At 66.2% G+C, this 25,678-nt stretch carries 31 protein-coding genes; 12 read left to right on the top strand and 19 right to left on the bottom strand.

Annotation, left to right across the window (positions count from 1 at the left end; all coding sequences use genetic code 11):
- The first annotated feature begins 50 nt into the window (after window positions 1–50).
- Entirely contained in the window at window positions 51–1,739 is a 1,689-nt protein-coding gene (locus CEY09_RS28245) for a SulP family inorganic anion transporter (RefSeq protein ID WP_175216778.1), read from the top strand.
- A 17-nt stretch (window positions 1,740–1,756) separates the two neighbouring features.
- Here the strand turns inward: CEY09_RS28245 and fabI are convergent, their stop codons facing one another.
- The 8 genes from fabI to CEY09_RS28205 all read right to left on the bottom strand — a co-directional run bounded on the left by fabI (window position 1,757) and on the right by CEY09_RS28205 (window position 9,505).
- Entirely contained in the window at window positions 1,757–2,530 is a 774-nt protein-coding gene (gene fabI / locus CEY09_RS28240; RefSeq protein WP_006222744.1) for an enoyl-ACP reductase FabI, read from the bottom strand.
- Window positions 2,527–3,711: an acetate/propionate family kinase gene (locus CEY09_RS28235; RefSeq protein ID WP_088591138.1), complete on the bottom strand. Its 1,185-nt coding sequence runs from the start codon at window positions 3,709–3,711 to the stop codon at window positions 2,527–2,529. The genes fabI and CEY09_RS28235 overlap by 4 nt, the downstream gene beginning before the upstream one ends.
- A 31-nt stretch (window positions 3,712–3,742) precedes the next feature.
- Entirely contained in the window at window positions 3,743–4,687 is a 945-nt protein-coding gene (locus CEY09_RS28230) for a phosphate acetyltransferase (protein ID WP_006222746.1), read from the bottom strand.
- Window positions 4,684–7,242, bottom strand: coding sequence for a DUF3141 domain-containing protein (locus CEY09_RS28225; protein ID WP_088591137.1), 2,559 nt, complete (start codon window positions 7,240–7,242; stop codon window positions 4,684–4,686). The genes CEY09_RS28230 and CEY09_RS28225 overlap by 4 nt, the downstream gene beginning before the upstream one ends.
- A gap of 205 nt (window positions 7,243–7,447) precedes the next feature.
- Window positions 7,448–7,849 carry a VOC family protein gene (locus CEY09_RS28220; protein WP_088591136.1) on the bottom strand — a complete coding sequence of 134 codons (402 nt, stop codon included), beginning with the start codon at window positions 7,847–7,849 and terminating at the stop codon, window positions 7,448–7,450.
- A gap of 16 nt (window positions 7,850–7,865) precedes the next feature.
- Complete coding sequence (yfcF, locus tag CEY09_RS28215; protein ID WP_088591135.1) at window positions 7,866–8,501, bottom strand: glutathione transferase; 636 nt, start codon at window positions 8,499–8,501, stop codon at window positions 7,866–7,868.
- Window positions 8,502–8,617: 116 nt separating this feature from the next.
- Entirely contained in the window at window positions 8,618–8,947 is a 330-nt protein-coding gene (locus CEY09_RS28210; protein ID WP_006222750.1) for a DHCW motif cupin fold protein, read from the bottom strand.
- Between the two features lie 72 nt (window positions 8,948–9,019).
- Entirely contained in the window at window positions 9,020–9,505 is a 486-nt protein-coding gene (locus CEY09_RS28205) for a GNAT family N-acetyltransferase (RefSeq protein ID WP_006222751.1), read from the bottom strand.
- Between the two features lie 200 nt (window positions 9,506–9,705).
- Between CEY09_RS28205 and CEY09_RS28200 the strand changes: the two genes are divergently transcribed.
- The 5 genes from CEY09_RS28200 (at window position 9,706) to CEY09_RS28180 (ending at window position 12,758) form a co-directional block, all read left to right on the top strand.
- On the top strand, window positions 9,706–10,647 hold the full coding sequence (locus tag CEY09_RS28200; RefSeq protein ID WP_088591134.1) for a DnaJ C-terminal domain-containing protein: 942 nt from the start codon (window positions 9,706–9,708) through the stop codon (window positions 10,645–10,647).
- A 2-nt stretch (window positions 10,648–10,649) separates the two neighbouring features.
- Window positions 10,650–10,967, top strand: a complete 318-nt coding sequence (locus CEY09_RS28195; RefSeq protein WP_088591133.1) for a chaperone modulator CbpM — start codon at window positions 10,650–10,652, stop codon at window positions 10,965–10,967.
- Window positions 10,968–11,043: 76 nt separating this feature from the next.
- Window positions 11,044–11,757, top strand: coding sequence for an AzlC family ABC transporter permease (locus CEY09_RS28190; RefSeq protein ID WP_006222755.1), 714 nt, complete (start codon window positions 11,044–11,046; stop codon window positions 11,755–11,757).
- The gene (locus tag CEY09_RS28185; RefSeq protein ID WP_088591132.1) at window positions 11,754–12,101 is read left to right on the top strand and encodes an AzlD domain-containing protein; all 348 of its coding nucleotides are present in this window, start codon (window positions 11,754–11,756) and stop codon (window positions 12,099–12,101) included. Before CEY09_RS28190 ends, CEY09_RS28185 begins: the two co-directional genes overlap by 4 nt.
- Window positions 12,102–12,143: 42 nt before the next feature.
- Window positions 12,144–12,758 carry a glutathione S-transferase family protein gene (locus tag CEY09_RS28180; RefSeq protein WP_088591131.1) on the top strand — a complete coding sequence of 205 codons (615 nt, stop codon included), beginning with the start codon at window positions 12,144–12,146 and terminating at the stop codon, window positions 12,756–12,758.
- A gap of 19 nt (window positions 12,759–12,777) precedes the next feature.
- Here CEY09_RS28180 and CEY09_RS28175 read toward each other — a convergent pair whose 3' ends face one another.
- The 4 genes from CEY09_RS28175 to CEY09_RS28165 form a co-directional block, all read right to left on the bottom strand.
- Complete coding sequence (locus tag CEY09_RS28175; protein WP_088591130.1) at window positions 12,778–13,434, bottom strand: DsbA family protein; 657 nt, start codon at window positions 13,432–13,434, stop codon at window positions 12,778–12,780.
- A 102-nt stretch (window positions 13,435–13,536) separates the two neighbouring features.
- Entirely contained in the window at window positions 13,537–15,012 is a 1,476-nt protein-coding gene (locus CEY09_RS28170) for an inorganic phosphate transporter (RefSeq protein WP_088591129.1), read from the bottom strand.
- Window positions 15,013–15,117: 105 nt separating this feature from the next.
- Window positions 15,118–15,243 carry a hypothetical protein gene (locus CEY09_RS32725; protein WP_006222760.1) on the bottom strand — a complete coding sequence of 42 codons (126 nt, stop codon included), beginning with the start codon at window positions 15,241–15,243 and terminating at the stop codon, window positions 15,118–15,120.
- Between the two features lie 28 nt (window positions 15,244–15,271).
- Complete coding sequence (locus tag CEY09_RS28165; protein WP_088591128.1) at window positions 15,272–16,396, bottom strand: D-alanyl-lipoteichoic acid biosynthesis protein DltD; 1,125 nt, start codon at window positions 16,394–16,396, stop codon at window positions 15,272–15,274.
- A gap of 284 nt (window positions 16,397–16,680) precedes the next feature.
- On the opposite strand from CEY09_RS28165, the gene mog reads away from it, so the two are divergent.
- The 3 genes from mog (at window position 16,681) to CEY09_RS28150 (ending at window position 18,591) form a co-directional block, all read left to right on the top strand.
- The gene (gene mog, locus CEY09_RS28160; protein ID WP_088591127.1) at window positions 16,681–17,313 is read left to right on the top strand and encodes a molybdopterin adenylyltransferase; all 633 of its coding nucleotides are present in this window, start codon (window positions 16,681–16,683) and stop codon (window positions 17,311–17,313) included.
- Window positions 17,314–17,377: 64 nt separating this feature from the next.
- Window positions 17,378–17,716 carry a hypothetical protein gene (locus CEY09_RS28155; protein ID WP_088591126.1) on the top strand — a complete coding sequence of 113 codons (339 nt, stop codon included), beginning with the start codon at window positions 17,378–17,380 and terminating at the stop codon, window positions 17,714–17,716.
- 5 nt (window positions 17,717–17,721) lie between these two features.
- Window positions 17,722–18,591 carry a peptidoglycan DD-metalloendopeptidase family protein gene (locus CEY09_RS28150; protein WP_088591125.1) on the top strand — a complete coding sequence of 290 codons (870 nt, stop codon included), beginning with the start codon at window positions 17,722–17,724 and terminating at the stop codon, window positions 18,589–18,591.
- Between the two features lie 3 nt (window positions 18,592–18,594).
- Here CEY09_RS28150 and CEY09_RS28145 read toward each other — a convergent pair whose 3' ends face one another.
- The 5 genes from CEY09_RS28145 to CEY09_RS28125 all read right to left on the bottom strand — a co-directional run bounded on the left by CEY09_RS28145 (window position 18,595) and on the right by CEY09_RS28125 (window position 21,177).
- Complete coding sequence (locus tag CEY09_RS28145) at window positions 18,595–18,882, bottom strand: hypothetical protein (protein WP_006222765.1); 288 nt, start codon at window positions 18,880–18,882, stop codon at window positions 18,595–18,597.
- A gap of 157 nt (window positions 18,883–19,039) precedes the next feature.
- Window positions 19,040–19,303, bottom strand: coding sequence for a translation initiation factor IF-1 (infA, locus tag CEY09_RS28140; RefSeq protein ID WP_006221179.1), 264 nt, complete (start codon window positions 19,301–19,303; stop codon window positions 19,040–19,042).
- A gap of 492 nt (window positions 19,304–19,795) precedes the next feature.
- Window positions 19,796–20,335: an SRPBCC family protein gene (locus CEY09_RS28135; protein ID WP_006222766.1), complete on the bottom strand. Its 540-nt coding sequence runs from the start codon at window positions 20,333–20,335 to the stop codon at window positions 19,796–19,798.
- Window positions 20,328–20,693, bottom strand: coding sequence for an ArsR/SmtB family transcription factor (locus CEY09_RS28130; protein ID WP_088591124.1), 366 nt, complete (start codon window positions 20,691–20,693; stop codon window positions 20,328–20,330). Before CEY09_RS28130 ends, CEY09_RS28135 begins: the two co-directional genes overlap by 8 nt.
- Window positions 20,694–20,745: 52 nt before the next feature.
- Window positions 20,746–21,177 carry a GFA family protein gene (locus CEY09_RS28125; protein WP_006222768.1) on the bottom strand — a complete coding sequence of 144 codons (432 nt, stop codon included), beginning with the start codon at window positions 21,175–21,177 and terminating at the stop codon, window positions 20,746–20,748.
- 207 nt (window positions 21,178–21,384) lie between these two features.
- Between CEY09_RS28125 and phnC the strand changes: the two genes are divergently transcribed.
- The 3 genes from phnC to phnE all read left to right on the top strand — a co-directional run bounded on the left by phnC (window position 21,385) and on the right by phnE (window position 24,144).
- The gene (phnC, locus tag CEY09_RS28120) at window positions 21,385–22,227 is read left to right on the top strand and encodes a phosphonate ABC transporter ATP-binding protein (RefSeq protein WP_088591123.1); all 843 of its coding nucleotides are present in this window, start codon (window positions 21,385–21,387) and stop codon (window positions 22,225–22,227) included.
- A gap of 57 nt (window positions 22,228–22,284) precedes the next feature.
- Window positions 22,285–23,268, top strand: coding sequence for a phosphonate ABC transporter substrate-binding protein (gene phnD, locus CEY09_RS28115; RefSeq protein ID WP_088591122.1), 984 nt, complete (start codon window positions 22,285–22,287; stop codon window positions 23,266–23,268).
- Window positions 23,269–23,349: 81 nt separating this feature from the next.
- Complete coding sequence (gene phnE, locus CEY09_RS28110) at window positions 23,350–24,144, top strand: phosphonate ABC transporter, permease protein PhnE (protein WP_006222771.1); 795 nt, start codon at window positions 23,350–23,352, stop codon at window positions 24,142–24,144.
- A gap of 44 nt (window positions 24,145–24,188) precedes the next feature.
- Here the strand turns inward: phnE and CEY09_RS28105 are convergent, their stop codons facing one another.
- Window positions 24,189–24,701, bottom strand: coding sequence for a GAF domain-containing protein (locus tag CEY09_RS28105; protein WP_234818420.1), 513 nt, complete (start codon window positions 24,699–24,701; stop codon window positions 24,189–24,191).
- Window positions 24,698–25,672, bottom strand: coding sequence for a Bug family tripartite tricarboxylate transporter substrate binding protein (locus tag CEY09_RS28100; RefSeq protein WP_088591120.1), 975 nt, complete (start codon window positions 25,670–25,672; stop codon window positions 24,698–24,700). Before CEY09_RS28100 ends, CEY09_RS28105 begins: the two co-directional genes overlap by 4 nt.
- Window positions 25,673–25,678 lie beyond the last annotated feature (6 nt).

Raw genomic sequence — 25,678 nt, 5'->3', positions numbered from 1 at the left:
GACTTCCCGCACAGTGCGGAAATCCTTCTATCAGGTCGGTTTGCAGCACCATGAATCTACGTCTTTTCCCTGGCCTGAATAACTTCCGCGGCATCACCCGCGAGTCGGCGCGGCGCGACGTCTTGGCCGGGCTGAGCGTGGCGGCGGTGGCCTTGCCCGTGGGCCTGGCCTACGCGGCAATGATGGGCGTGCCGCCCGTCGCGGGGCTGTGGGCCGCCATTGCCGGCATGCTGGGCTACGCGCTGTTCGGTTCGTCGCGAACGCTGATCGTGGGGCCGGATACCGCCACCTGCACGCTGATCGCCGCCACCCTGAGCGGTATGGCGCTGACCTCGCCCGAAGACCGGCTGGTCGCCGCGACGGGCATCGCGCTGACGGTGGGCGTGGGGTGCCTGATTGCCCGGGTGCTGCGGCTGGGCGTGTTGGCCAATCTGTTGTCGCGGCCGGTGCTGATCGGCTACATGGCGGGCGTGGCGATCACGCTGGCGCTGTCGCAGTTGAGCGGCCTGACGGGGGTAGGGCTGCGTAACAGTGGGCTGATCCATCCCTTCCTGGAGCTCGGCCGCCGCCTTCCCGAAATCCAGATCCCGACCCTGTGCCTGGGGCTGGCCTCATGTTTGCTGTTGGTGGCGGTCAAGCGCTGGCGGCCCACCTGGCCCGGCCCTATCCTGCTCGTCGTCGGCGGCTGCTTGCTGTCATGGATCTTCGATTTCCCCAATCTGGGCATCGCTGTCGTGGGCGAGGTGCCGGCCGGCCTGCCGGGGCTCAGTCTGCCCGTGCGGCTGGAAGGGGTGGACAGCATCCTGCTGGGCGCGGCGGGCGTGCTGGTGGTGAGCTTTTCCAGCGGCATCGTGACCGCGCGCAGCTTCGCCGCGCGCACGGGCGAACACGTCGATCCCAACCGCGAGCTGGTCGGCTTTGGCGCGGCCAACGTGGCGGCGGGCCTGTTCCAGGGCTTTGTCGTGACGGGCGCGGATTCGCGGACCGCGGTGGGGCTCGTCGCCGGCGGTTCGTCGCCGCTGGTCAGCGTCAGCGCGGCGGTCGCGCTGGCGATCGTGGTGGGGCTGCTGAGCGCGCCCTTGTACTGGCTGCCGCAGGCGGTGCTGTCGGCCATTCTGCTGCTGGCGGCCGCCAGCCTGTTCGACGCCAAGGCCTTCATGCGGCTGGCGCGCATTTCACGGATCGAACTGGCGTTCGGGATCCTGGCCGCGGTGGGCGTGGTGGGGTTCGGCGTGCTCCAGGGTGTGGCCGTGTCGGTGGGCGCGACGCTGCTGTACGCCATGTACGTGTCGGGCAACCCGCGCGATGCGCTGCTGGGCCGGCTGCCGGGGGAATCGGTGCTGGGCAAGCTGCATCTGAATCCCGACGCGCAACCGGTGCCGGGCATCGTCGTCTGGCTGTTCGAATCGTCGGTCTGGTTCTTTAATGCCGACGCCTTTCGCCGCCGCGCCCGCGAGGTCATGAACCAGGCGAAGGACGCGCAATGGTTCGTGCTGGACGCCGAAGCAATGACGCAGGCCGACGCCGATGCGGTCGAAGCGCTGTACGAGCTCAAGCGCGAACTGGACGATCGCGGCATCACGTTGCTGGTCGCGGGCGGCCACGGCCAGTTCCGCATGGCGCTGGAACGTTCGGGGCTCGTCAAGAAGATCGGCCGCGACAAGATTTTCGGCAGCCCCGAACAGGCGGTGGAAGCCGTCGAGCGCTGGCGCCAGGGCGCGCCGGCCACGCTGGCCTAGGGCGTATTGATCCGCCCTTAGTCGATGATGTGATAGCCGCCGTCGATGTAAAGCGTCTGCCCGGTCATGAGCCGGGCGGCGTCGGTGGCCAGCCAGGCGGTGGCTTCACCTACATCGTCGATCGACACCAGGCTGCGCGCCGGCGCTTTGGATTGGGCGCGATCCAGCAACGCGTCGAATTCGGCGATGCCGGAGGCGGCGCGCGTTTTCAGCGGCCCGGGCGAGATGGCATGGACGCGAATGCCTTGCGGGCCCAGTTCGGCGGCCAGATAGCGGGTGGCGGATTCCAGGGCGGCCTTGACCGGCCCCATCATGTTGTAGTGCTCCACCACCATCTGCGAACCGTAGTAGCTCATGCAGAAGAGGGCGCCGCCTTGGGGCATCAGCGGCTCGGCCAATTTCGCCATGCGGATGAACGACCAGCAGGACACGTCCATCGCTTGCAGAAAGCCTGCGCGCGAACAGTCCGTCACGCGGCCATGCAGGTCGTCGCGCGGCGCAAACGCAATCGAATGCAGCACAAAATCCAGCCCGCCCCATGCTTGCGTGACGCGATCGAACACGGTTTCCAGTTCGCCTTCGTTCAGCAGGTTCAAGGGCATCAGCAGCGAGGCGTCCACCTGCCGCGCCAGAGGCTCCACGTGCGGCAGGGCCTTGTCGTTCAGGTAGGTCACGGCCAGTTCAGCGCCCATGGCGCGAAAGGCCTTGGCGCATCCCCAGGCGATGGAATCCGCGTTGGCGATGCCGGTGACGAGCCCGCGCTTGCCGGCCAGCGGAAGGTGCGCGCTCATCGTTGACGCACCAGCGCCAGCGTGTGCTGGGCGATGATCAGTTCTTCGTTCGTGCGGATCACGTATACGCCGATGCGGCTGTCGTCGCTGGAGATGCGCGGCCCGTGATGAGCGTTGCGTTCGGGGTCCAGCTTGATGCCCAGCCAGCCCCAGTGGTCCGCGACCGCCTGGCGGATGTCGGCAGAATTTTCGCCGACGCCGGCGGTGAAAACGATGCCGTCGATGCCGTTCATCGCGCAGCCCAGGCCGATCATGCCTTCCGCCACGCGCCAGGCGAAATACTTCAACGCCAGTTGGGCCGATGGCGCGTCGCTAGCCAGCAGCTCGCGCATGTCGTTGCTGATGCCGGACAGGCCTTTCATGCCGCAGTCGTGATAGAGCAGGTGCTCGATCTGGTCGTGGTCCATGCCGCGTTCCATCATCCACAGCACCACGCCCGGGTCGAGCCGGCCGGGCCGTGTGCCCATGGGCAGGCCTTCCAGCGCGGTGAAGCCCATCGTGCTGTCGACGCTCTTGCCTTCATGCATGGCGCAGGCGGACACACCCGAGCCCAGGTGCGCCGCGATGATCTTGCCCATCGCGAGTTCGGGCAGGGCCTGGCGCAGGCGCTGCGCAATGTATTCGTAGGACAGGCCGTGAAAACCGTAGCGGCGCACGCCTTCCTGGTACAGCGATTCGGGCAGCGCGTAGCGGTCAGCCACGTCGGAGTGGCTGCGGTGGAACGCCGTGTCGAAGCAGGCCACCTGCGGAATCCAGGGCCGCCTCTCACGGATCACGCGGATGGGCGCCAGGTTGTTGGGCTGGTGCAGCGGCGCAAGCGGCGTGAAGGTGTCCAGCTTGGCGAGGATGGCGTCGTCGATCAAAACGGGCTCGGACAGGTCGGGGCCGCCATGCACGACGCGGTGCCCCACCGCCAGCGGCGCGCCGCCCAGGTGGCCGCTCAGCCAGGTGCCGACGACTTCCTGCCCATTGGGCACGTCGGGCGCGTGGCTGGGCGCGATGTCGCGTTCCACCAGGGTTTTGCCGGCGGCGTCGCGCACCCGCAATTTCGGATGCGAGGTGCCGATGCCTTCCAGCTGGCCGCCCAGGCGCGGCGCCAGCTCGTGCGTGTCGTCGATGTCATACAGGTAGAACTTGATGCTGGAACTGCCGGCGTTGATGACGAGGATGGTGTCGCTCATGGCTCTGGAATCCGGTAGCGGTGGGCAGGCGTCACGCCAGCGGGCGGGCGGCTTGCTGGCTCAGGTGGTGGGCGTAGATCGCCGCCACCGCGCAGGAAGCCAGGCGCGAGCGCGGGCTGTCGGCGCGGCTGGTCAGGATGATGGGCACGCGCGCGCCCAGCACGATGCCGGCCGCTTCCGCGTTGGCCAGGAACGTCAGGTTCTTGGCCAGCATGTTGCCGGCCTCCAGGTCGGGCACCACCAGCACCTGGGCCACGCCTGCCACCGGGGACCGGATGCCCTTGATGCGGGCGGCGTCCGGACTGATCGCGTTGTCCAGCGCCAGCGGGCCATCCAGCAGGCCGCCGGCGATCTGGCCGCGGTCCGCCATCTTGCACAGCGCGGCGGCTTCGATGGTGCTGGGGATGTTGGGCGTGACCTGCTCGACGGCCGACAGGATCGCCACGCGCGGTTCGCCCAGGCCCAGGCCGTGATGCAGGTCGATCACGTTGCGGATGATGTCTGCCTTGGTTTCCAGGTCGGGGAAGATGTTGATGGCGGCATCAGTGATGAAGAGCGGCTCCGCGTAGGTGGGCACTTCCATGATGAACACGTGGCTGATGCGGCGGCCGCTGCGCAGGCCAGTCGTGCGCGCGACCACTTCGTGCATCAGTTCATCGGTGTGCAGGCTGCCCTTCATCAGCAGGGTGGCCTCGCCGTTGCGTACCAGCGCCACGGCGGTCTCGGCGGCCGCATGGCTATGCGGCACGTCCACGATGCGGGCATCGCCCAGGTTCAGTTTGAACTGGGCGGCCGTGTCGCGGATCTTCTTTTCCGGGCCCACCAGGATGGGATGCAGCAGCCCCAGGTCGCGTGCTTCCAGCGCGGCCGACAGCGAGGGCTCGTCGCACGGGTGGGCGATGGCGCAGAAGGCCGGTTCCAGCGTCTGCGCGCGAGCGATGAGCTTGTCGTAATGCGTCGAGGTAGGCAGGGTCATGCGGTCTTGGCCTTGGCGGATTGACGGGCTGCGGTCTTGGTGGCGCGTTTCGCAGGGGATGCCGTGGCGGTCTTGGCCGCGGTCTTAGTGGCAGTCTTAGTGGCGGTCTTAGTTGCGGTTTTAGCCGCGGCCGTCGTCGCCGGCTTGCTTGCCGATTTGGCCGTCCGTTTTGCCGGGGCCTTGGTGGCAGCCTTGGGCGCGGCGTCTTCGGCAACCTCCGCTGCCGCCGACTTGGCCGCGGCGGGGTGCGGTTGGGCCTTCTTGGCGGGCACTTCAGCGGCGGCCTTGACCAGTTTCAAGGCCGGCACGGAAGGCGCGGGGGCGACGGACGGCGCCGGCAGTTTGGCCGGTGCCGACGCCGGATTGCGCTTCTGCGCGCGGCGCTCTGCCGCCACGAAGATGCGTTCCATCTCGTCCAGGCTTTCGCGGGCGGCCGGGCTGAGCGGTTCGGCCGCTTCCAGCACGCGCTTCATCGTTTCCAGCGCGTCGCGGATCGCCGGGGCCGGTGAGCCTTCCAGCAGATGCGGCATGGCCAGCAGGGCGGCGTCCGAATCCAGCGTCAGGATCAGAGCCTGCTCGCGGGTCAGATCCTTGAACTCCTGCAAGCTCAACGCGTTGTCGGATTCGGCGCGCATCTTGCGAATGAGCGCAAAGCTGCGCTCGTCCAGGCCGCCCTCGGCGCCGGACACGTACAGCAGCATGCGGATGGCTGCCACGCGCAAGCCGCCTTCCTGCACCATCGAACGCAGTTCGGCGGCACGGTCTTCCATGAAGCGGCGGTGTTCGGGCGATACGCCCGGATGCTTGCGCGGGGGGCCGGACTGCGCGCCCAGGCCGGCCAGGTCCTGCACCAGCGGCGAACCGTAGACGCCCATGAAGGTGCGTTCGTCGGCCGAGTCGCGCAGTTCCTGCCAGATGTTCAGGCTGGTTTCGACCCAGTTCGAGAACATCTCCTGCGCCATCAGGAAAGGATTGGAAGGCGAGATCGGCTGGCGCTGTTCGCGCACCTGCTCGGCGATCTTGGCGATGGGGGCGATGACCGGGTTTCGGTCCGAAATCAGTTCATAGGGCAGGCGCAGCGGATGCAGGCGCTGGCTCCATTCCGCGGATTGCGGCGTGACCAGCGCGCGCAGCCACGGCTGCATGAAGCTGCGGTACATGCCCAGGTTGATGTCCGAGATGCGGGCCACGGCGGCGAAGCGGCGGTCGTCCTCTTCCTTGCGGTCGACGATGGCGCGCACGTCGTCCAGCTTGCGTTGTTCGAACGACAGCACGTAGTTGCCGAAAGCCAGATCCGCATTGGGGGTATCGGGCGTCTTGTCAGCGATCTCGGCTTGGTAGATGCCGGGGGGCAGCACGTCGATCATGTCGATGTTCGACGTGAATTCCTGGTGCTCTTTGCGGGCCACGCTGCCCGACACGAAGATGCCCAGGTGGCCGATGCTTTCGTGCACGGCGTAGACGATGGTCTGGCCGTGCGCCAGCACTTCGGCTTCGTTCTGGTAGAGGTCGGGGATCCAGCCGAGTGCCTGCGGCGGCGGCGTGATGTTGTCGCCCTTCGAGCAGAACACCACGATCGGCGACCGGATGTTGCGCAGGTCGATGCGGATGCCGTCGGAGGTCACGAGGCCGGCCGTAGCCAGCCGGTTGCCCACGAACAGGTTGTCCACGATGTACTGGATTTCCGGGCCATTCAGGAAGACGTGACCGCCCCACCATTTCTCGAAGCTCAGGTAGCGGTCGGCTTCAGTGTCCACCTTGGAATACAGGTTGTACTGCTTGGACCACAAGGTGTTGGCTGGATTCAGGTTTTCGAAGTTCTGCACCAGCCAGGCGCCGTCGAATTTGCCGTTGCCCAGGTCGCTGGTCATCGCCGTGAGCCAGCTGCCGCCCAGCAGGCCACCCGCATAGCGCATCGGATTCATGCCGCGCCAGCCTGCCCAATAGGACAGCGGGGCGCCTGCCACGATGATGGGACCGAACAGTTCAGGGCGAATGGCGGCGGTCATCATGATCTGCCAGCCTGCCTGGCAGTTGGCCACCACGACCGGCTTGCCCTCCGCGTCGGGGTGCCGCGCGATGATTTCTTCCAGGAAGCGCGCTTCGGCCATCATCACGTCTTCGACGGTCTGCTCAGGCATGGGCTGGGGCAGGAAGGTCGCGAAGTAGCAGGGATGGCCGGCGCGCACCGCTACGCCGATCTCGCTTTCGGGCTTGAAGCCGCCGATACCCGGGCCATGGCCCGCGCGCGGGTCGACCACCAGGAAGGGGCGCTTGATCGGATCGGTTTCCACGTCTGCCGGCGGCTTGATGCGCAACAGCCCGTAGTTCACGGGGCGCGGCAATTCGCGGCCATCCAGGACCAGCTCGAACTCCATGCTGAGCACGTTGGGCGCGCGCTTGGCCATGTGTTCGTGGTACTGGTTGCCGCGCTGGCGCAGCACGTCTGCGTAGAGCACGCCGCGCTGCCAGGCATCCACGGCATATTCGTAGGCGGCCGTCCAGGGGTTGAAAAAGGACGGGGTGGGGACGCGATCGTTGCCGGATCCGGCCATGGCGATCTCCTGTAAGTTGCTCCCGACGGCGGAAGGCCGCCGGGCCGATCCCGAGTGGAACCGGCCGAGTTGACCTCCCCATTACACCGCATCGAATGCTGCGTCGCAACATGGAAGGGTTTGATGCCGCTCAAATTAGGGCGCTAACTGTCCCTTCTTTCAGCTTTGTTGCCAATCTTGCAAGAACGTTGCGTCGCGGCAGGCGTCAATTCGCGCCGTGGCAGACAGCTTCCACGCAGTTGCCGTCGGGATCCAGCAGGAAGGCGGCGTAATACTGTGGGTGGTAGTGCGCGCGCAGCCCGGGGGCGCCCCCGTCGCGGCCGCCGTGGGCCAGGCCCGCCGCGTGAAAGGCATCGACCGCGGCGCGGTCCGGCGCCTTGAAACACCAATGGCGCCTGGCGCCGGCGTCCGGCGCCAAGCCGGGCGTTGCCAGGATGGAGACATACGTGTGTCGGCTGTCGCCGGGGCCGCAGCGTTCGCCATAGCCGATGGCGTCTGCCTCGTCATAGACCTTGGCCGCGCCCAGCGCCTGCATGACGGCGTCATAGAACGGCCGGGCGTGGCCCAGATGGGAAACCGCGATGGAGACGTGATCCAGCAATTGCATCGCGGCTCCGGACGCGTCAGGCGCGTGCTGCGGCGTTGTGCTCCAGCCATTTCTGGACGGATGGCCGCTGCCATTGGACATCGGCGTAGGCGCGCAGCGGGTCGGGCAGGTCATCCAGCGCCAGGCGCTTGAGCATGACCGCCAGGTCGATGTCGGCGATGCACCATTCGTCGAACAAGGACGCCTGGTCCACCCCGATCAGGTAGCTGGCCACCTGGATCAGCTTGGCCGAGGCGGCGTGCGCCGCGTCGGACAGCGGTTGGCCGGCGGCGCCGTAGAACACCGTCTCGGTGGGGCGCTCCTGGCGCAGCGCACCCAGGTCGCTGCGCAGCCAGGCCTGCAATTGGCGGGCGCGGGCGCGCTCGCGGATGGCCTGGGGATACAGCGCGGCATGCTCGGGCGCAGGAAACACGTCTTCCAGGTATTCGGCGATGACGCTGGATTCGGTCAGGTTGAACCCCTCGTGCGTCAGCGCGGGCACGCGCGCCGTCAGCGCACGGCACTGGTACGGCTGCATCCGCTGTTCGCCCGCTTCCAGATCGATCGGGCGCACCTCGAAGGGCAATTTCTTTTCGGTCAGCGCCACATAGGCCGACATGGCATAAGGGCTGAGAAACAGGGAGTCGACGTAAAGCGTAATCGGGGCGCCCAAATCTTGTCTCCGGTCTGGCGGGGTCGTGGTGAGTGGTGCGGATCCGACGGGTGGCGGCGCGCCGCATGAATTGCAAAGCGTAACGCAATTGCAATTTCGCGTGTCGCGCCGATGCGTCAGTCCACGATGAAGAGCTTGGCGCCCGTGGCGGTGGACGAGCGGTGGGGCTCGGCCTGGTCAGCCACCTGATAGCTCATGCCGGGGGTCAGGACGAACTGCCGGCCGTCTTCCAGCTCGGTATGCAGTTCGCCCTCGAGACAGAACAGGATGTGGCCCTTGCTGCACCAGTGGTCAGCCAGGTAGCCGGCGGTGTATTCCACCATGCGGACCCGCAGATCGCCGAATTGGCGGGTGCGCCAGTAGGCCATGCCGGTGTCGCCGGCGTGTTCGGTGCGTTCCACCTCGGACCAGTCCGTGGTGCCGAAGGGGATGTTGCTCATCTTCATCGTGAATCCTGCGGTGTGGTCCGGACGGCGGGTGGGGGGATGCCGTCCGGTAAACATCAGATACTACGCCACTCAGGCTACCAGCTTCTTTTGCCAGAACATCGCGCGGCCGGTGGTGTCGTCCAGCGCGTAGCCTTCAAAGCCCAGTTTGCGGTACAGCCCCTGGGCCACGGCGTTGCCTTCCAGTACTTCCAGCGTGATCTTGCAGCAGCCCATCTGGCGCGCCCGGTCTTCCAGCGCGCCCAGCAGCTGCTTGCCCACGCCCAGCCCCTGGAAGCGGGGCGACACGCCCAGATCGTGCAGGTTGATCAGCGGCCGGCAGGCAAAGGTGGAAAAGCCTTCCAGATAGATCGCCACCCCCGCGGGCTGCCCGTCGACGCGGGCCAAAAGCGCGTGGGCCGTCGGGCGGCGCGCCAATTCCGCGATCAGGTTCTGCTGCGCGTAGTCGGGCAGGGGCGAATTGCCGCCCATGGGGCCGCTGGCGTATTCGTTCAGCATGGCCAGCACCTGGCGGCCATGTTCCGGATTGGAGAAGTCGACGTCGATGATTTCCAGCACGATCGGTTCCTGTGGCTGATCCTGGCCAGCGCGAGTCGCCGGCCATGCCCTCGGATGACGGGGCAACCGAACATTATGCACGCTTGCCGCCGCCTGATTTTGCGCATTGAAAAATCGGTCCGTAACCCCTATCTTGTTGATATTCAAGGCCGGATGCGGCACTGCCCGACGCGGCCGAAACCTTTAAGGTGAGCTGGAATATGGAGTTCAAGGACTACTACAGCACTCTCGGGGTGGAACGCGGCGCCACCGAAGACGAGATCCGGCGCGCTTACCGAAAGCTCGCTCGCAAATATCATCCCGACGTCAGCAAGGAAAGCGACGCCGAGGCCCGCATGCGCGACGTCAACGAAGCCTATGACGTCTTGCGCGACCAGGAAAAGCGCCAGGCCTACGACAATCTGGCGGCCGGCGTGTCGTCCGATGGCGGCTTCCAGCCGCCGCCCGGCTGGGACGAAGGCTTCGAATTCCACCGGGGCGCGGCGCCTGGCGACGAGGCCCAGTTCAGCGAGTTCTTTTCGTCGCTGTTCGGCGGTCGCGGCCAGCGGGGCGGGGCGCGCCAGCAGGACTTCCGCGCGCGTGGCGACGATCACCACGCCGCCATCGAAGTGGACCTGGAAGATGCGCTCAAGGGCGCCACGCGCGACATCAGCCTGAGATCGATGGAGATGGACGACCAGGGCCATCCCCACATGAAAACCCGCACGCTCAGCGTGCGCATTCCTGCCGGCGTGCGCGAAGGCCAGTACATCCGTCTGGCCGGGCAGGGCATGCCCGGCTACGGGGGCGGCGAAAACGGCGACCTGTACCTGGAGGTGCGCTTCAAGCCGCACCCGCGCTACCGGGCCGAAGGCCGCGACCTTTATATGACGCTGCCCGTCGCCCCGTGGGAAGCCGCGCTGGGCGCGCAGGTGGATACGCCCACGCCGGGCGGCACGGTCGAGGTGTCGATCCCGGCCGGTTCCGGCAACGGACGCAAGCTGCGGTTGCGCGGCCGCGGCATACCCGGTGATCCGCCGGGGGACCTGTACCTGGTGCTGGACCTTGTGCTGCCGCCGGCCGATAGCGAGGCTGCGCGCGCGGCCTACCGCAAGCTGCAGCAGGACGTGCCTTTCAACCCGCGGCGCCACTTGGGGGTCTGACCATGAAGAAGCTTGTCATCACCAGCGCCACCGTCGTGGGCAAATCGCAGCCGCTCAGCGCGGACGACCTGGCCCGCGCCTGCGGCGCGGAAGTGGAATGGGTCGCCCAGTTGGTCGAAGTGGGCATCGTCAACGCCAGCGGCCCGCAGCCCGAGCACTGGTGCTTCTACAGCGTGGACCTGCAGCGCGCGCTGCATGCGCGCCGGCTGGAGCACGATTTCGGCGCCAGCCTGGATGCCGTGGCGCTGATCCTGGACCTGAGCCAGGAGGTGCGGCGCCTGAAAGCGCACTTGCGGGCGCTGGGCGCGCCGGAACCCTGACAGGGCCCCGTCCCGGGGGATACAGGGTGGGTAAACTACACGCTTGCCTTGCCACAACAAACAAGCGAAAAGCACCTTGGAGACGTCTTCCTCCCCCGCGCATGCCCTGGCGGGCAGCGCGCGCATCGATGGGCTCAAATCCTGCCTGCCGGTCATGATCGGCTACTTTCCGGTGGCGGTGACGTTCGGCATCGCCGGCGTCGCGGCAGGCTTGACCCCGCTGCAAGTGATCCTGATCTCCGTGTTTGTCTACGCCGGCGCCAGCCAGTTCCTGCTGCTGGCGTCGATCAAGGCCGGCACGCCCTGGTTGTGGGTGGTGGCGCTGTGTTCATTATTGAACGCGCGCCATCTGCTGTACGGCCCCTTGCTGTCCCGCTTCCTGCCGGCGGCGCTGCGCGACCGCCTGAAGGTCGCCTTCCTCTTGACCGATGAAGTCTTCGCCACCGCGTTCAACCGCCTGCAAAGCGTGCCTGCCGGGAATCGCCAGGGCTGGATGATCGCGCTGGGGCTGGGCGCCTGGCTGACCTGGATCGCCGGGACGGCCGTCGGCGTCTATGCGGGCGACGGGCTGGAACGCCATTACCCGATGCTGTCCCAGGTGATGCGGTTCGCGTTGCCGGCGCTGTTCATGGCGCTGGTGTGCCAAAGCGCCAAGCGCGGCATGGGCCTGCCCGTCATCGCCGCGGTGGCGGGCGCCGGCGTGGTGGCCGCCATGGGGCATACCAGCCTGGCCATCCTGATTGGCGCAGTCATCGGCTGCGCCGCCTATCGTCTGAAGAGGTCCGCATGAACGCCGATGGCCTGGGTTTCTGGGGCGCGGTGATCGCGATGGCTGTGATCACCTACCTGACGCGTGCGCTGCCCTTCATGCTGTCCGAACGCAGCCGCTTGCTGCGGCACCTGTCGCGCGAAGGCTCGGCGCTGGCCGCCCTGGGCCCCAGCCTGCTGGCGGGCATCGCGGCGGCCGTCATCGTGCCCGACTTGCTGGACGCGGGTACGCAAGCCGCCCGCATCGCCCCCTACGTGGGTGGCCTGGTCGTCACGGGCGTGGCCGCGCGGCTGGTCAGCAATACCGGCGTGGCCGTGTTGCTGGGCATGGGCGCATACGGGGTGTTGCTGGCCTTGGCGGGTTAAGGCTGCCCAGGCAAAATGATCGGACTCCCAAGGAGGCCGATCATGCTTACGCTCTACCATGCGCCGCGTTCGCGGTCGTTCAGGGTCCTGTGGTTGCTTGAGGAACTTGGGGTGCCGTACGACACCGAAATGGTGTCCATCCGCGGCACCGACAGCGCGGGCCACATGCCCGCGGACTACATCGACATTCATCCGCATCGCAAGGTGCCGGCGCTGGTGCACGACGGCGTGCCGGTGTTCGAGACGCCGGCCATCGCGCTGTACCTGACGGACCTGTTCCCGGAAAAGGGGCTGGGCCCGCTCGTGGGCGACGCGGACCGCGGTCCCTACCTGACCTGGCTGTCCTATTCCACGGGCGTGTTCGAACCCGCCATGGTCGAACGCGCATTCAAACGGCCTCATGAAGGAGGCGCGCCCGGCTGGGGCTCGGCCGACGAGGTCGAACAGGTGCTGACCCGGGTCCTGCAAGCGCGCCCTTATTTCCTGGGCAGCCACTTTTCAGCGGTCGACATCGTGCTGGGCGGTTCCCTGCAATACATGATGCAGGTGAAGGTGATTCCGGAATCGCCCGTGTTCGGCGCCTATGTCGAGCGGCTGGGAAATCGCCCGGCGATGCACCGGGCCTTGCAGCGGGACGGCGACATCGAAGAGGGCTGACCGCGCCGGCGCCCTGGGCTCAGGCCCGGCCCTGGATGCGCTCGCGCAGGTGCGCCTGCCACTGGGCCGGTCGGCCCAGGTAGCGGCTGGGCTCCAGCAGCGCATAAGCGCCCTGTTGCTCCAGCGCCAGGGTCGGAAAGCCCGTGCCCCCGACGCGGGCCAGCAGCTTGCGGCTATCGGCGATGTACGCGGCGGTGGCGGCGCCCTGGGCGGCCGCGTAGGCGGCGTCGAAAGCGTCCCCGTCCAGGCCGATGTCGCGGGCCAGGGCCGTGATCACGCCGGGGTCGGCGATGCGCAGGCCCTGCACGTAGTGCGCCTGTTGCAGGCGTTTGAGCAGGTCCAGCCCGCGGCCGGCCAGGGTGTCGGCGGCCAGGACGGCGGTGGTGGGCGGTTCGGAATCGAAGACGGCGCCCGTGTCGCGCAGCAGGCCGTCGAAGTAATCCTTGCCGAAGACCTGGCCGGTGAGGCCGGCGATGCGTTCGTCGTGGGGCATCACGTAGCGGCGCAGCGCGTCGGTGACGGGCTGGCGGTTGCTGCCGGTCATCATGCCGCCGCCATGGGCGGCAACCGCCAGCCCCGTGATGCCGCGGGCGGCGTCCACCAGCGGCGCAGCGCCATAGCACCAGCCGCAAAGCGGGTCGAAAATGTAATGCAGGGTGGGGGTCTGAGTCGCCATGGCGTCATGGTAGACGCGGGCCGGGGCGGGAAACAGCCTGGCGCGGTAGCCAGAGTGTTGCGTGGGCCGTGCAGATTGCCTGCACGGCCCGGTGGCTTGCGGTCAGCCGGTGATCTGCACGCCGATCCAGAACAGGCCGGCCGCCAGCGCCATCGACGCGGGCAAGGTCAGCACCCAGGCCAGCAGGATGTTGCGCACCGTGTTGCCTTGCAACCCGGTCTTGTTGGCGATCATCGTGCCGGCCACGCCCGACGACAGCACGTGGGTGGTGGACACGGGCAGGCTGAACACGTTGGCCAGGCCGATGGCGGCCACCGCCGTTACCTGCGCCGACATGCCCTGGGCGTACGTCATGCCCTGCTTGCCGATTTTTTCGCCCACCGTCAGCACCACGCGGCGCCAGCCGACCATAGTGCCCGCGCCCAGCGCCAGGGCCACGGCTACGATCACCCAGAAGGGCGCGTATTCGGTGGTGGCGGTCAGGTCGGCGCGCAGGCGTTGCAGGTCGGCGCGTTCGCGGGCGGGCAGCCCTTCGATGCGCGAGACCTTCTTGGCCGTATCGTCCAGGCACAACAGGTAGCGGCGCACGTCGATGCGTTTTTCGGCGGACAGGTCGGCGTAGTTGCTGACGCCGGCCAGGTCGGTTTGCAGCGCGGCGATGGTCGGCATGGTCAATTCCGGATCGCAGCGGAAATTGCGCGGCATCTCGGTGTTGGCGTCCGAGCGCTTGAGCGCCAGGAAGTCGCCCAGCATGGCTTCGTTGCGCTGGTAAAACACGCTCAGGTGGTTCGCCGCGTCGCGGGTGCGTTCGATCTGGTAGGTGGTGCTGGTCGTGTCCAGCACGAAATTGGCCGGCACGATGCCGATCAGCACCAGCATGATCAGGCCGATGCCCTTCTGGCCGTCGTTGGAGCCGTGCACGAAGCTCACGCCCATGGCCGACAGCACCAGCACCAGGCGGTTCCAGAACGGCGGGTGTTTCTTGTTGTCGATCGCGCGGCGCTGATCCGGCGTCTTGTGCATCTTGGACAGCGGCAGCCAGCGCTTGAGCAGCAGCAGCAAGCCGCCCGCGACCAGGAATCCCGCGACCGGCGAGGCCACCAGCGACAGGCCGATATCGATGGCCTTGCCCCAGTTGACGCCATCTCCCAGCGGCAGGTCGGTGATCAGCGCATTGGCCAGGCCCACGCCCAGGATCGAGCCGATCAGGGTGTGCGAACTGGAAGCGGGGATGCCGAAGTACCAGGTGCCCAGGTTCCAGGCGATGGCGGCGGCCAGCATGGCGAACACCATGGCCAGCCCGCGGCCGGTATCCACGTTGATCAGCAGTTCCACCGGCAGCAGGTGGACGATGGCGTAGGCCACGCCCACACCGCCCAGCAACACACCCAGGAAGTTGAAGATGCCCGACAGCACCACCGCCAGATGCGGCGGCATGGCCTTGGTGTAGATGACCGTGGCCACGGCGTTTGCCGTGTCGTGGAAGCCGTTGATGAATTCGAAGGCCAGGACGAATGTCAGGGCCAGCACAAGACTGAGGCCGACCCAGAGATCTAGGCCATGGAAGAGGTCGAACATGGAGGCGGGGGCGAGGTTCCGGCGAGAGGTGCCGATTATTGCAGATTTGTGACCTGACCCTGGTTGCGTCGGAAAACCACCGCCGTCCCGCCGGCACCGCCGGTTTCAGAACTTCGAGTACTGGAACTCGATTTCCATGGGCTTGCCCAGATTGGCCGAGGTATCGGCCTGGATCAACATCACCGCCAGGACGCCCAGGTACAGCAGGCACAGCCAAAGGGTTCGTTTCATTTGGGTTCGTTCCATTTGCCGGCGCCTCTCATGGACGGAATACCTGCGCGATCTTCTGGTTGACCCTCAGCCACCCCAGTTCGCCCAGGTGCTGCACGTCGCGCAGCATGCCGACTTCAAAGGGGGCGCTGTACATGTCCATGCAGGTCATCGCGTAGCGTTGGCACAGCGCCGCCACGTCGCGCTGGATCGGTTCGAAGCGGGCCAGGTCCTTGAAGACCATCGGGTGCAGCGGCTGCATCACGAACAGCGCATTCACGTCGTGCTGGCGCAGCAGGGCCATCAGGGCCGTCAATTCCCGCAGTTCGTCGCGGCCGGTCAGCGGCTGGGGCAGGTAGGCGGTCTTGCCGCCCTCGGGAATCGAGCGCAGGTATTTATTGAAGAATTCGTCGCGGACCGCGTAGCGGTTGCCGCCCATCTGGCTCTGTTCGGCTTCCTGGGCCTGGCTGGCCAGCGCATCCCAATCCACCACGCGGGCAGCGGCGGCCGGCCCTTCGCGTTCGCGTTCGGGCACAGGCGCTGCATAGGCGGGCGCCCACAGGTCCACCAGGCGCTGGCGGAACACGTAGGCCTGCTCGGCCACCATGGACCAGGCCACACGGGCGTCCCCCTTGTCGCGCAGCCAGCGCGCGAGCTCCGCCCGGCCTTCGGGCTGCTTCATCAGGCGCGGCAGCAGCGGGTTGGCGTGCTCCTTGAATTCGTCCGCGCCCAAGCCGCCGTCGCCGTCGAACCACCCGGGCGACAGCATCACGACCACGCGGGAGGCGGGTGACAGATCATCGGCCAGCGCGGCCAGCACCAGTTGCATGCCCAGGGACTGGAAGCCCGAATGGCCATAAGCCAGCACGGGCATTTGCAGCTCGTCGGCCAGATATCGGTACGGCACGAAGCGCAGATCGTTGCTGGTGAGTTCGGATGACCCCAGGATCACCAGCCGGTCGCCCGTGCGCAGCGCCTGGCTCATCCGAGACAGGTTGCGCGTCTGTTCCTGCAGGGTGTTGCCCAGGTTCGGGATATAGATCCCCGGGGCCGCCGCGGGCACGGGTTCGGTTTTCAGCGCCAGCGAATGCCAGGCCCACCAGCCGCAAGCGGCGGCGGCGGACAGGGCCAGCGCGGCTGCCAGCGCGTGCTGCCGTAGAGTGCGTGTGAACATGGGTGGGGCGGGGAGGCCGGGCGCGATATCGGATTAGATTGTTAGCGGATGTTATCCAGCGCGTATGACCGAAACAAGCGCGCGAAACCGGGGGCAGGGCCAATTCGCATTTTTGCGACAGCCGGAAGCGGGCTGGCCCGGAAAGAGAGCGCGCTTCCTCCTGGGAAAGAATGCGATAGCATCGACATCGCGCGGTTCTTCTGGATTTCCATGATTGACCGCGCCATGCGCCGTCCTTTGGCGCCGAACCCGCCTTTTCTTCACCTTCCAAGACGCTGCCGCCCATGACCGCCACGACCCGAATCGCCCGCCGCCATCCCGACGAACTGATCATCGGCCTGGTGTCCGTGTCTGACCGCGCCTCTTCCGGCACGTATCAAGATCAGGGCCTGCCCGCGCTGCGTGAATGGCTGGGGTCCGCGCTGGCCTCGCCCTGGCAGGCGGTGGATCGACTGATTCCGGACGAGTCCGCGCGTATTTCCGAGACGTTGATCGAACTGGTGGACGTCTGCGGGTGCGACCTGGTGCTGACGACTGGCGGCACCGGCCCTGCCAGGCGCGACGTCACCCCCGAGGCTACGCTCGCCGTTGCTACCAAGGAAATGCCCGGTTTCGGCGAACAGATGCGCCAGATCAGCCTGCGTTTCGTGCCCACCGCCATCCTGTCGCGGCAAGTCGCCGTCATCCGCGAAACCCCGTCGCACGCCGCCCTGATCGTGAACCTTCCCGGCCAGCCCAAGTCCATACGCGAGACGCTGGAAGGGCTCAAGGGTGAAGACGGCGCCGTGCTGGTGCCGGGCATCTTCGCCGCCATTCCCTATTGCATCGACCTGATCGGCGGCCCTTACGCCGAGACGCAGCCCGGCGTCATCGACGCGTTCCGCCCCAAATCGGCCCGCCGCGCGGCCCAGTCCTGAACGGCCGCTGCGTTATAGTTTTGGCCGCCCCTGTCCACCCCTCCTGCTTGAGAGTCTTACCGTCATGAAGGTTCGTTTCGCCCTGTCCCTTACCGTCCTGGCCGCGTTGACGGCCTGCGCCAATGTCAAAGACGTGCGCCAGCGCGACCCCGTCTTCTACGGTTCGACCCAGCGCACGGCAGAGGACTACACCGCGTGTGTGGCCAGCGCCTGGAAGAGCCAGGGCGTCAACTTCAAGCAGAACGCCGTGCGCAACGGATTCGAACTGGTCCAGGAAGACAGCCTGGGCGTTGAAGCCGTGCTGACGACCACGACCTGGAAGGGCAAGACCGAAACTCGCCTGTCGACGCGCATCGCGCGCCGCGACCAAAGCATCATCGAACCGGCGAACCTGTGCCTGTAAGCGCCATGTTCAATCGCCGTGACGTCTTGCGGGCCGGTCTGGCCGCCGCCGCCGTCAGCATCGGCTTGCCCGTGCGCGCGCAAGCCCAGCAAGGTTTTATTTCGCGCAAGCTGAATGCGCCGGTGCCCGGCGGCGTGGCCGTCCTGGCGCTTGGGGATGCCGATCGAGCGCCCGAGGTGAGCTTTCTGGATCGGCGCGTGCTGGTCGTGCGGGAAGAGGGCAAGCAGTGGATCGCCGTGGTCGGGATTCCGCTCAGCGTGAAGCCCGGCGAACAGCAGGTGGTAGTCAGCGACGCAAAGGGCCAGCGCAAGCTGCCGTTCAAGGTGGGCGCCAAGGAATACGTGGCGCAGCACATCACCTTGAAGAACCCGCGCCAGGTCGACCCCAACCCGGACGACATGAAGCGCATCGAACGCGAGATGGCCGAGCAAAGCGCGGCCAATCGGACCTACCGGGCCGGCGTCACGCCCAGCAACCTGCTGCTGGACCGCCCGGTCAACGGCGGCCGCCTGTCCAGTCCATTCGGCTTGCGGCGCTTCTTCAACGGGCAGGAACGCAATCCGCATTCGGGCCTGGACTTCGCGGTGCCGGCGGGCACGCCGATCAAGGCGCCGGCCGCAGGCGTGGTCGTGCTGGTGGGAGATTACTTCTTCAATGGCAAGACGGTCTTCGTCGATCACGGGCAGGGCTTTGTCAGCATGTTCTGCCACATGTCGGCCATTGACGTGAAAGTCGGCGACGAGGTGCCGCGAGGCGGAGTGGTGGGGAAGGTGGGGGCGACAGGCCGGGCAACCGGGCCGCACCTGCACTGGAACGTCAGCCTGAACGATGCGCGGGTCGACCCCGCCATCTTCATCGGAGCGTTCAAGCCCTGATCGTCAGGCCGTGGCGGTCTGCTGGGCGATCTTGTTCAATACGAACTGGTGCATGCGCTCGGCATACTCCATCTGCTGGCGCACATGGTGTTGCTGGGCTTGCTGCTCATCCAGGCAGTTGTCGTACTTGATCTTGGCTTCGGCGTAGGTCAGGCCGGTATTGCGAAGGCTGTTGATGAACCCTTCGCGCGACTGGTTGAGCAGACGCAGGCCTTCCTCCCCTTTCACGAATTTTCTTCGCGCCAGGGAAAGCTGGTCGGCGGCGGCTTGCAACTCTTCTTTAAGGTCCATCTTGCTTCATGCGTATCCCGCCAGACATTGCGCCTGGCAAGCGCGCCATTCTTTCACGAACAGACGTTCAACGCATTACGGCATATCGCGGTTCGGGCTTAAGCCCGCGCGAAACAGGGGCAGGGAGCCGGCCTCGGGCCGGCCCTGGAGCCCTGGCTTAACGGCGGTACTGCTGGGGACGATGGGGCGCGGGAGCGCGTTCGTCCTTGTGACGGAAGTTGATGCGGCCCTTGGTCAGGTCGTAGGGCGACATTTCCAGGGTGACGCGATCGCCTGCCAGGATGCGGATACGGTGCTTGCGGATGCGGCCGGAGGCGTAGGCGCCGACTTCGATGCCGTTGTCCAGTTTGACGCGGTAGCGGCTATCGGGCAGCACTTCGTCAACGATGCCATCCAATTCGATGAGTTCTTCTTTAGCCATTCTCTACTCCTTGATCAATACGCGCAGCCAGGCCGGCGGCATGACGCGCCGCGCGAGGCGGCAAGCGCGTTGGACTCAAATAACCAGGTCCAGCGGTTTGAACGTAAAACGTTCGGGCAAGCGCGGGTAAGGGCCACGGCATCCCTAGTGGATGTCTGAAATGACGGATACTCGCGCAGCGTGGGCAATATGCGCGCGGTGCGCGGCTTGGTCGCGGCGCCGTGCAAGCGCACAGCGCCGGAGAAAGCGGGTGGGGGCGATTGTTGCAACGCCGGACGGCACAATAATGTTGCGGCGCCGTTCGTAATAATCTCAACCAAACCGGGGGCAGCCTGAGTATCTTGGGGGTGACCCGAAGGGATACAGGTTGGCACGCAGAGTGACCGAAGCCCGGTTTTTTGCGGAAAAATCACGGACTTATGTTACTGCAAAGCGCAGCGATTAGCCAGTATTTATCTGCCGCTGCGCCGTGATAGTTGCTACTGAACGACTCTAGGCCCCGGGGACGCGCGCCTGGTAGTCGGCTTCCCACCGGTGGTGCGCCGACCAGAACGGGCCGGGTTCGCGCCCCTCGAGCTTGGCCGAAAGCACGCCCAGATGGGTGTGCCAGCCGCCCGCCACATCAACCATGTCGTCGCGCGAGTTCAGCTTGCGGTGCGTCAGCACCAGCAGCGTGCCCTCGCCTTGAGGCGACAGTTCGAACGTGACCTCCGACGGTTCCCCCTTGGATCCGCCCCAGGTGAATGCCAGCAGCCGGGGCGGCTCGCAGCGGGTGACGATGCCATGGGTCGTGACGCCGTTCTCGTAAGCCTTATAGGGTTCCGGCGTGGGTTCGGCGACCGATGACAGGTTGGCGTGCACGAAACGCAGGGTCACGCCGCCGCCTTCGCGCAGTTCCATGTCACCGGTGGCCAGCCAGCGGCCCCGCTTTTCGGATTCGGTCAGGAACGCCCATACGGTTTCCACGCTGGCGGGAAGCTGGCGGGTAAAACGCAGGGTCGTGGGATCCAGGACGACGCCGTGATCACTCATGTTGCTCTCCTAGGGACGGGGGCGGGGCGGGATGGGACGCCAGCGCAGAGGCCAGCGCATCCAGTCTGCCCGCCCAGAACTGTTCATAGAAACGCAGCCATTCCATGGCCTCGGCCATGGGTTGGGGATTCAGGCTGCACACATGGGTGCGGCCATGGATGGTGCGCCGGATCAGGCCGGCGCGTTCCAGGGCCTGCACATGCTTGGAGGCGCCGGCAAAACTCATGCGCAGGGGCGCTGCCAGCTCTCCGATGGTCTGATCCCCTTGTGCCAGGCTGCGCAGCATGTCGCGGCGCGTGGGATCGGCCAGCGCGCGAAAGACGGCATCCAGAGCGGGAGCGGGGATAAGTTCAACCATAAGGTTGAATATAGGCCAGCGCCTGGGGATATTCAACCACTCGGTTGAGTTTTTATGTAACTGCCTCTTTGCTGGCTTCGCCTACCCCCTGGAATTCATGGGGGTACTGCGGCAAGCCGTCCGTGATGTCGAACCAGGGCGCCTTGTCGGCCACATGGCAATGCGCGGTGGGCTTGACGCCCGGATCGTCGTCCAGCGCGCCCAGGGGCAAGCCGTAGGTGTCCGGTGTCTGGTCGAAGCGGCTGAGCAGCGGCGTGCCGCAGGCCTCGCAGAAGCCGCGGTAGTTGCCAGGCGACGAGGCATACCAGGTGACGTGGTTCTCGCCCTTCGTCCATTGGAAATCGGAGGCTTGAACCGACGCTCGGCTGCGGAAGGCGGCGCCGTGGGACTTGCGGCACATGACGCAATGGCAATTCAGGGCGTCGGTGAGAGGGCCGTTGATCTCGTAAGCAACGCGGCCGCACAGGCAGGAACCTTTGATCATGATGAGCGCCAGGCAAGTGGGGAGAACAATTCGAATATACCCGCGCTGCAAGGCCACGCAACGCGCGCGCCGGGCCATTTATGACGGAGGTCTTTCAGCCTGTTGCTGACCCCTTATTTTCCGGCAAATGATTCGATCCCCAGGTCATCGCGCTGTCATGCGGCGAAAACAGAATGCGGCAATGACCACAGACAAGGGGATCAGACGATGACGTACGCCATCGAAGTGCAGAACTTGAGCAAGACGTTCCAGGCCGGCGCCAAGGCGCTGGACAACGTCAGCCTGCAAGTGGCCGACGGGGAAATGGTGGCTTTGCTGGGCGCATCCGGCTCGGGCAAATCCACGCTGCTGCGCCACCTGGCGGGCTTTGTCGCCGGCGACGCGGGCCAGGGCAGCGTCAAGGTCAATGGCCAGCAGATCCAGCAGAACGGCCGCTTGAGCCGCAATGTGCGCGCCGCGCGCGCCGGCATCGGTTTCGTGTTCCAGCAATTCAATCTGGTGGGCCGCCTGCCGGTCATCACCAATGTCCTGACCGGCATGCTGCCGCGCGTGCCGCTGTGGCGCAGCCTGACCCGTTGGTTCCTGCGCGCCGAAGTACGCCAGGGCCTGGACGCGCTTGCCCAGGTTGGTATAGACGACTATGCATTTCAGCGCGCGTCCACGCTCTCGGGCGGCCAGCAGCAGCGCGCGGCGATTGCCCGCACGCTGGTGCAGAACGCCCGCGTGATCCTGGCCGACGAACCCATCGCGTCGCTGGACCCGGAGTCGTCGCGCCGCGTCATGGACACGCTGGCCCAGATCAACCGCAGCCGCAAAGTGGCCGTGGTGGTGTCGCTGCACCAGGTCGACGTGGCGCTGCGCTATTGCCCCCGCGTGGTGGCGCTGCGCCACGGCAAGGTGGTCTATGACGGCCGCGCCGCCGACCTCACCCCGGAAATGCTGCGCGACCTGTACGGCTCCGAATTGAGCGAGCTGCTTCCCGAATATTCGTCCCACGCGCCGTCCATGCCGGGCCTGGCGCCGCTGTCCCAACTGGCGCAGGCGGCCTGAGCCCGCTTCCGCCTTCATCGTCCCGACCTCTCTGCCCCTACATACCCGGAGTCATCCATGCTACGCAGAACCTTCGTCACCCTGATCGCCGCCGCCGCGTTGTCCACGCAGGCCTACGCGCAAGACGCCAAGACGTTGAACTTCGGCATCATCTCGACCGAGTCGTCGACCAACCTGAAGTCCGTCTGGCGGCCCGTCATCGACGACCTGAGCCGCGCCATCGGCGTGCCGGTCAAGCCCTTCTTCGCGTCGGACTACGCCGGCATTATCGAAGGCATGCGCTTCAACAAGGTGCAGTTGGGCTGGTTCGGCAACAAGTCGGCCATCGAAGCCGTGGACCGCGCCAAGGGCGAGGTGTTCGCCTCGGTGATCGACAAGGATGGCAACCCCGGCTACTGGTCGCTCCTGATCGTTAACAAAGACAGCAACCTGAAGACGCTGGACGACGTGTTGAAGAACGGCGGCAAGCTGAGCTACGGTGCGGGCGACCCCAACTCCACGTCCGGCACCGCGGTGCCCGGCTACTACCTGTGGGCCGCCAACAAGATCGAACCCAAGACCTTCTTCAAGACGGTGCGCGCCAGTAACCACGAAGCCAATCTGTTGTCGGTCATCAACAAGCAGGTGGATGTCGCGGTCAACAACACCGAGGCGCTGGAACGCTATCGCCTGAACACCGGCAAGGATGCCAACGACAGCGTGCGCGTGCTGTGGAAGTCACCGCTGATCCCGGCCGATCCGCTTGTCATGCGCACGGACCTGTCTGCCGACCTGAAGGGCCGCATTCGCGACTTCTTCGTCAACTACGGCAAAGGCAAGGACGCCGAGCGCGAAATGGCCAACCTGAAGGCGCTGACGTATCAGGGCTTCCGCGCGTCCGACAACCAGCAGCTCGTGCCGATCCGCCAGATCGAACTGGCCCGTGAAAAGGCCAAGGTCGAAGCCGACAGCACGCTGGGCCAGGCTGAAAAGCAGAAGCAACTGGCGGAACTGGATGGCAAGCTGGCCAGCCTGGGCCAGCCCGCCTCCGCCAAGCAGTAAGCCTTGCCGCAACACGCTGGCGCGCCGCCTGACGCGCCGGCGTCTGACCTCCGAATCCCTTCCAGCGGATCGCCTTTCTCCATGAACCTAGCCACCCATCCCTCCCGCCTGCCTGCCGCGCCGCGCTCGTCGCTGCCGGTCCTTCTTGTCTGGGCCGTCGTGCTTGCGCTGCTTGTCATGTCGTGGCGAGGCGCGGACATGCGGCCCCTGGATCTGCTGCGCGACTCGGGCAACATGGCCCAGTTCGCCGCCGACTTCTTCCCGCCCAATTTCCGCGACTGGCGCATGTACCTGGACGAAATGATCGTGACGGTACAGATCGCCGTGTGGGGAACGTTCCTCGCCATCGTGGTGGCCGTGCCGCTGGGCCTGCTGTGCTCGTCGAACATGGTGCCGGCCTGGGTCTACCAGCCGATGCGCCGCCTGATGGACGCCTGCCGCGCCATCAACGAGATGGTGTTCGCGATGCTGTTCATCGTCGCCGTGGGCCTGGGCCCCTTTGCAGGCGTGCTGGCCTTGTGGGTCCACACGACGGGCGTGCTGGCCAAGCTGTTTTCGGAAGCGGTTGAAGCCATCGACCCGCGTCCGGTCGAAGGCGTGCGGGCCACGGGCGCGAACGCGCTGGAAGAAATCGTCTACGGCGTGATCCCGCAAGTGCTGCCGCTATGGATCTCGTATTCGCTGTACCGCTTCGAATCGAACGTGCGTTCAGCCTCGGTGGTGGGCATCGTGGGCGCGGGCGGTATCGGCACGGTGCTGTGGGAAATCATCCGCAGCTTCCGTTACGCCGAAACCTGCGCGGTGATGATCATCATCGTGGCGTTCGTGGTCGTGATCGACATGCTGTCGTCCCGCATACGCCGGGCGTTGATCTAGGGATACTGGCCCGCCGCTGGTGCGGGCCAGTATCGCACTGCGCCCTAGCTTGCGGCGCGCAGCGCCAGGAACGCCGGCAGCGCCAGCAGGCCGGCCAGTTGGGCGTGCTCGATGTCCGCTTCCGAGACCTTGGCGCGTGGCATCAGGAAGTTGACGGTGCCCAGGCATTCGCCGCCGTAGATAACCGGGATGTTGATCACCGATTGCAGTCCCAGCCCTCGGATCGCGTCGTGGTCGTTGAAGAATTCGCGTATCGCGGCTTCGCCTTCGCCCACGAACACGCGGTGTTCAAGCAGGACGTGGCGGCCCCAGGGCGTGCCGCTCTTGTCTTTGCTGCCGCCGGGCGGATAGGCCTGCGGGTTCGAACTGTACAGGCGCACGACGCGCATGGTGTCGGCGTCGTAGCGGTTGACGGTGCAAAGGGCGTGGCCGAGGGCGGTGCGGGCGTGGGCGTCGATGGCCTGCAAGGCCGCCACCGCGTCGGCGGTGGCGTAAGCCCGCGCGACCGCCTGTACGCCTGCCGGCGCAGGTTGCTGCAAAGTCGCGTTGCCCATCATTCCGCGGTGATCCCCAATTCCTTGATCAGCTTGCCGTACTTGTCGGCGTCGCGCGTGAGGATCTGGCCGAATTGCTCCGGCGTGGTCTCGGTCAGCAGCACGCCCATGTCGCCCATTTTCTTGATGACGTCGGGGCGCTTCAAGATCAGGTTGATCTCGCGGTTCAGGCGCGCGGTCAGTTCGGGCGGCATGCCGGCGGGGCCGAACGCGCCGTACCAGACCGACAGCTCATAGCCGGGCAGCGTTTCGGCGACGGTCGGCACCTCGGGCAGGAGCGGCGAGCGTTTTTCCTCGGTGACGGCCAGCAGTTTCAGCTTGCCGGTCTGCACGTGCGGCAGCGTCTGCGTGCCGGCGCTGAACAGCACCTGCGTGCGGCCGGCCACCGTGTCCAGCACGGCCGGTGCGCCGCCGCGATAGGGGATGTGCATCATCTTCACACCGGCGGCTTTCTCGAACAGCGCGGCGCTCAGGTGGTTGGTGGAGCCTTGGCCCGCGGACGCATAGGCGACCGTATCCGGGCGCTCTTTCACGTAGGCGATGAATTCCTTCAGGTTGGTGGCGGGCACCGACGGGTGGACCACCATCGTGTTGGTCACCAGCGCCAGTTCAGCGATGGGCGTGAAGTCCTTCACGCCGTCGAACGGCATGTTGGAGTACAGCGCCTGGTTCATGGTGTGGGTGCTCATCGAGCCCACCAGCAGCGTGTAGCCGTCGGGCTTGGCGCGGGCCACGAAGGTCGTGCCGATGTTGCCCGAGGCGCCGGAGCGGTTCTCGACGATGACGGACTGGCCCAGCGACTGGGTCAGCCCTTCGGACAGCACGCGCGCCAGGATGTCGGTGGAACCGCCCGCGGCCCACGGCACGATCAGCGTGATGGGTTTTTCCGGCCAGGCTGCCTGGGACAGCGCGGGCGCGGTCAGCGCCAGGCCGAACGCGCATGCGCGCAACAGTCGTTTGAATCGCAATGTCATGGTGTT

The sequence above is a fragment of the Achromobacter marplatensis genome, assembly GCF_002209535.1.
Classification (GTDB): domain Bacteria; phylum Pseudomonadota; class Gammaproteobacteria; order Burkholderiales; family Burkholderiaceae_B; genus Achromobacter; species Achromobacter marplatensis.
Note: the sequence above shows the minus strand (reverse complement) of the source record. Positions and strands in the feature narration are given on the sequence as shown.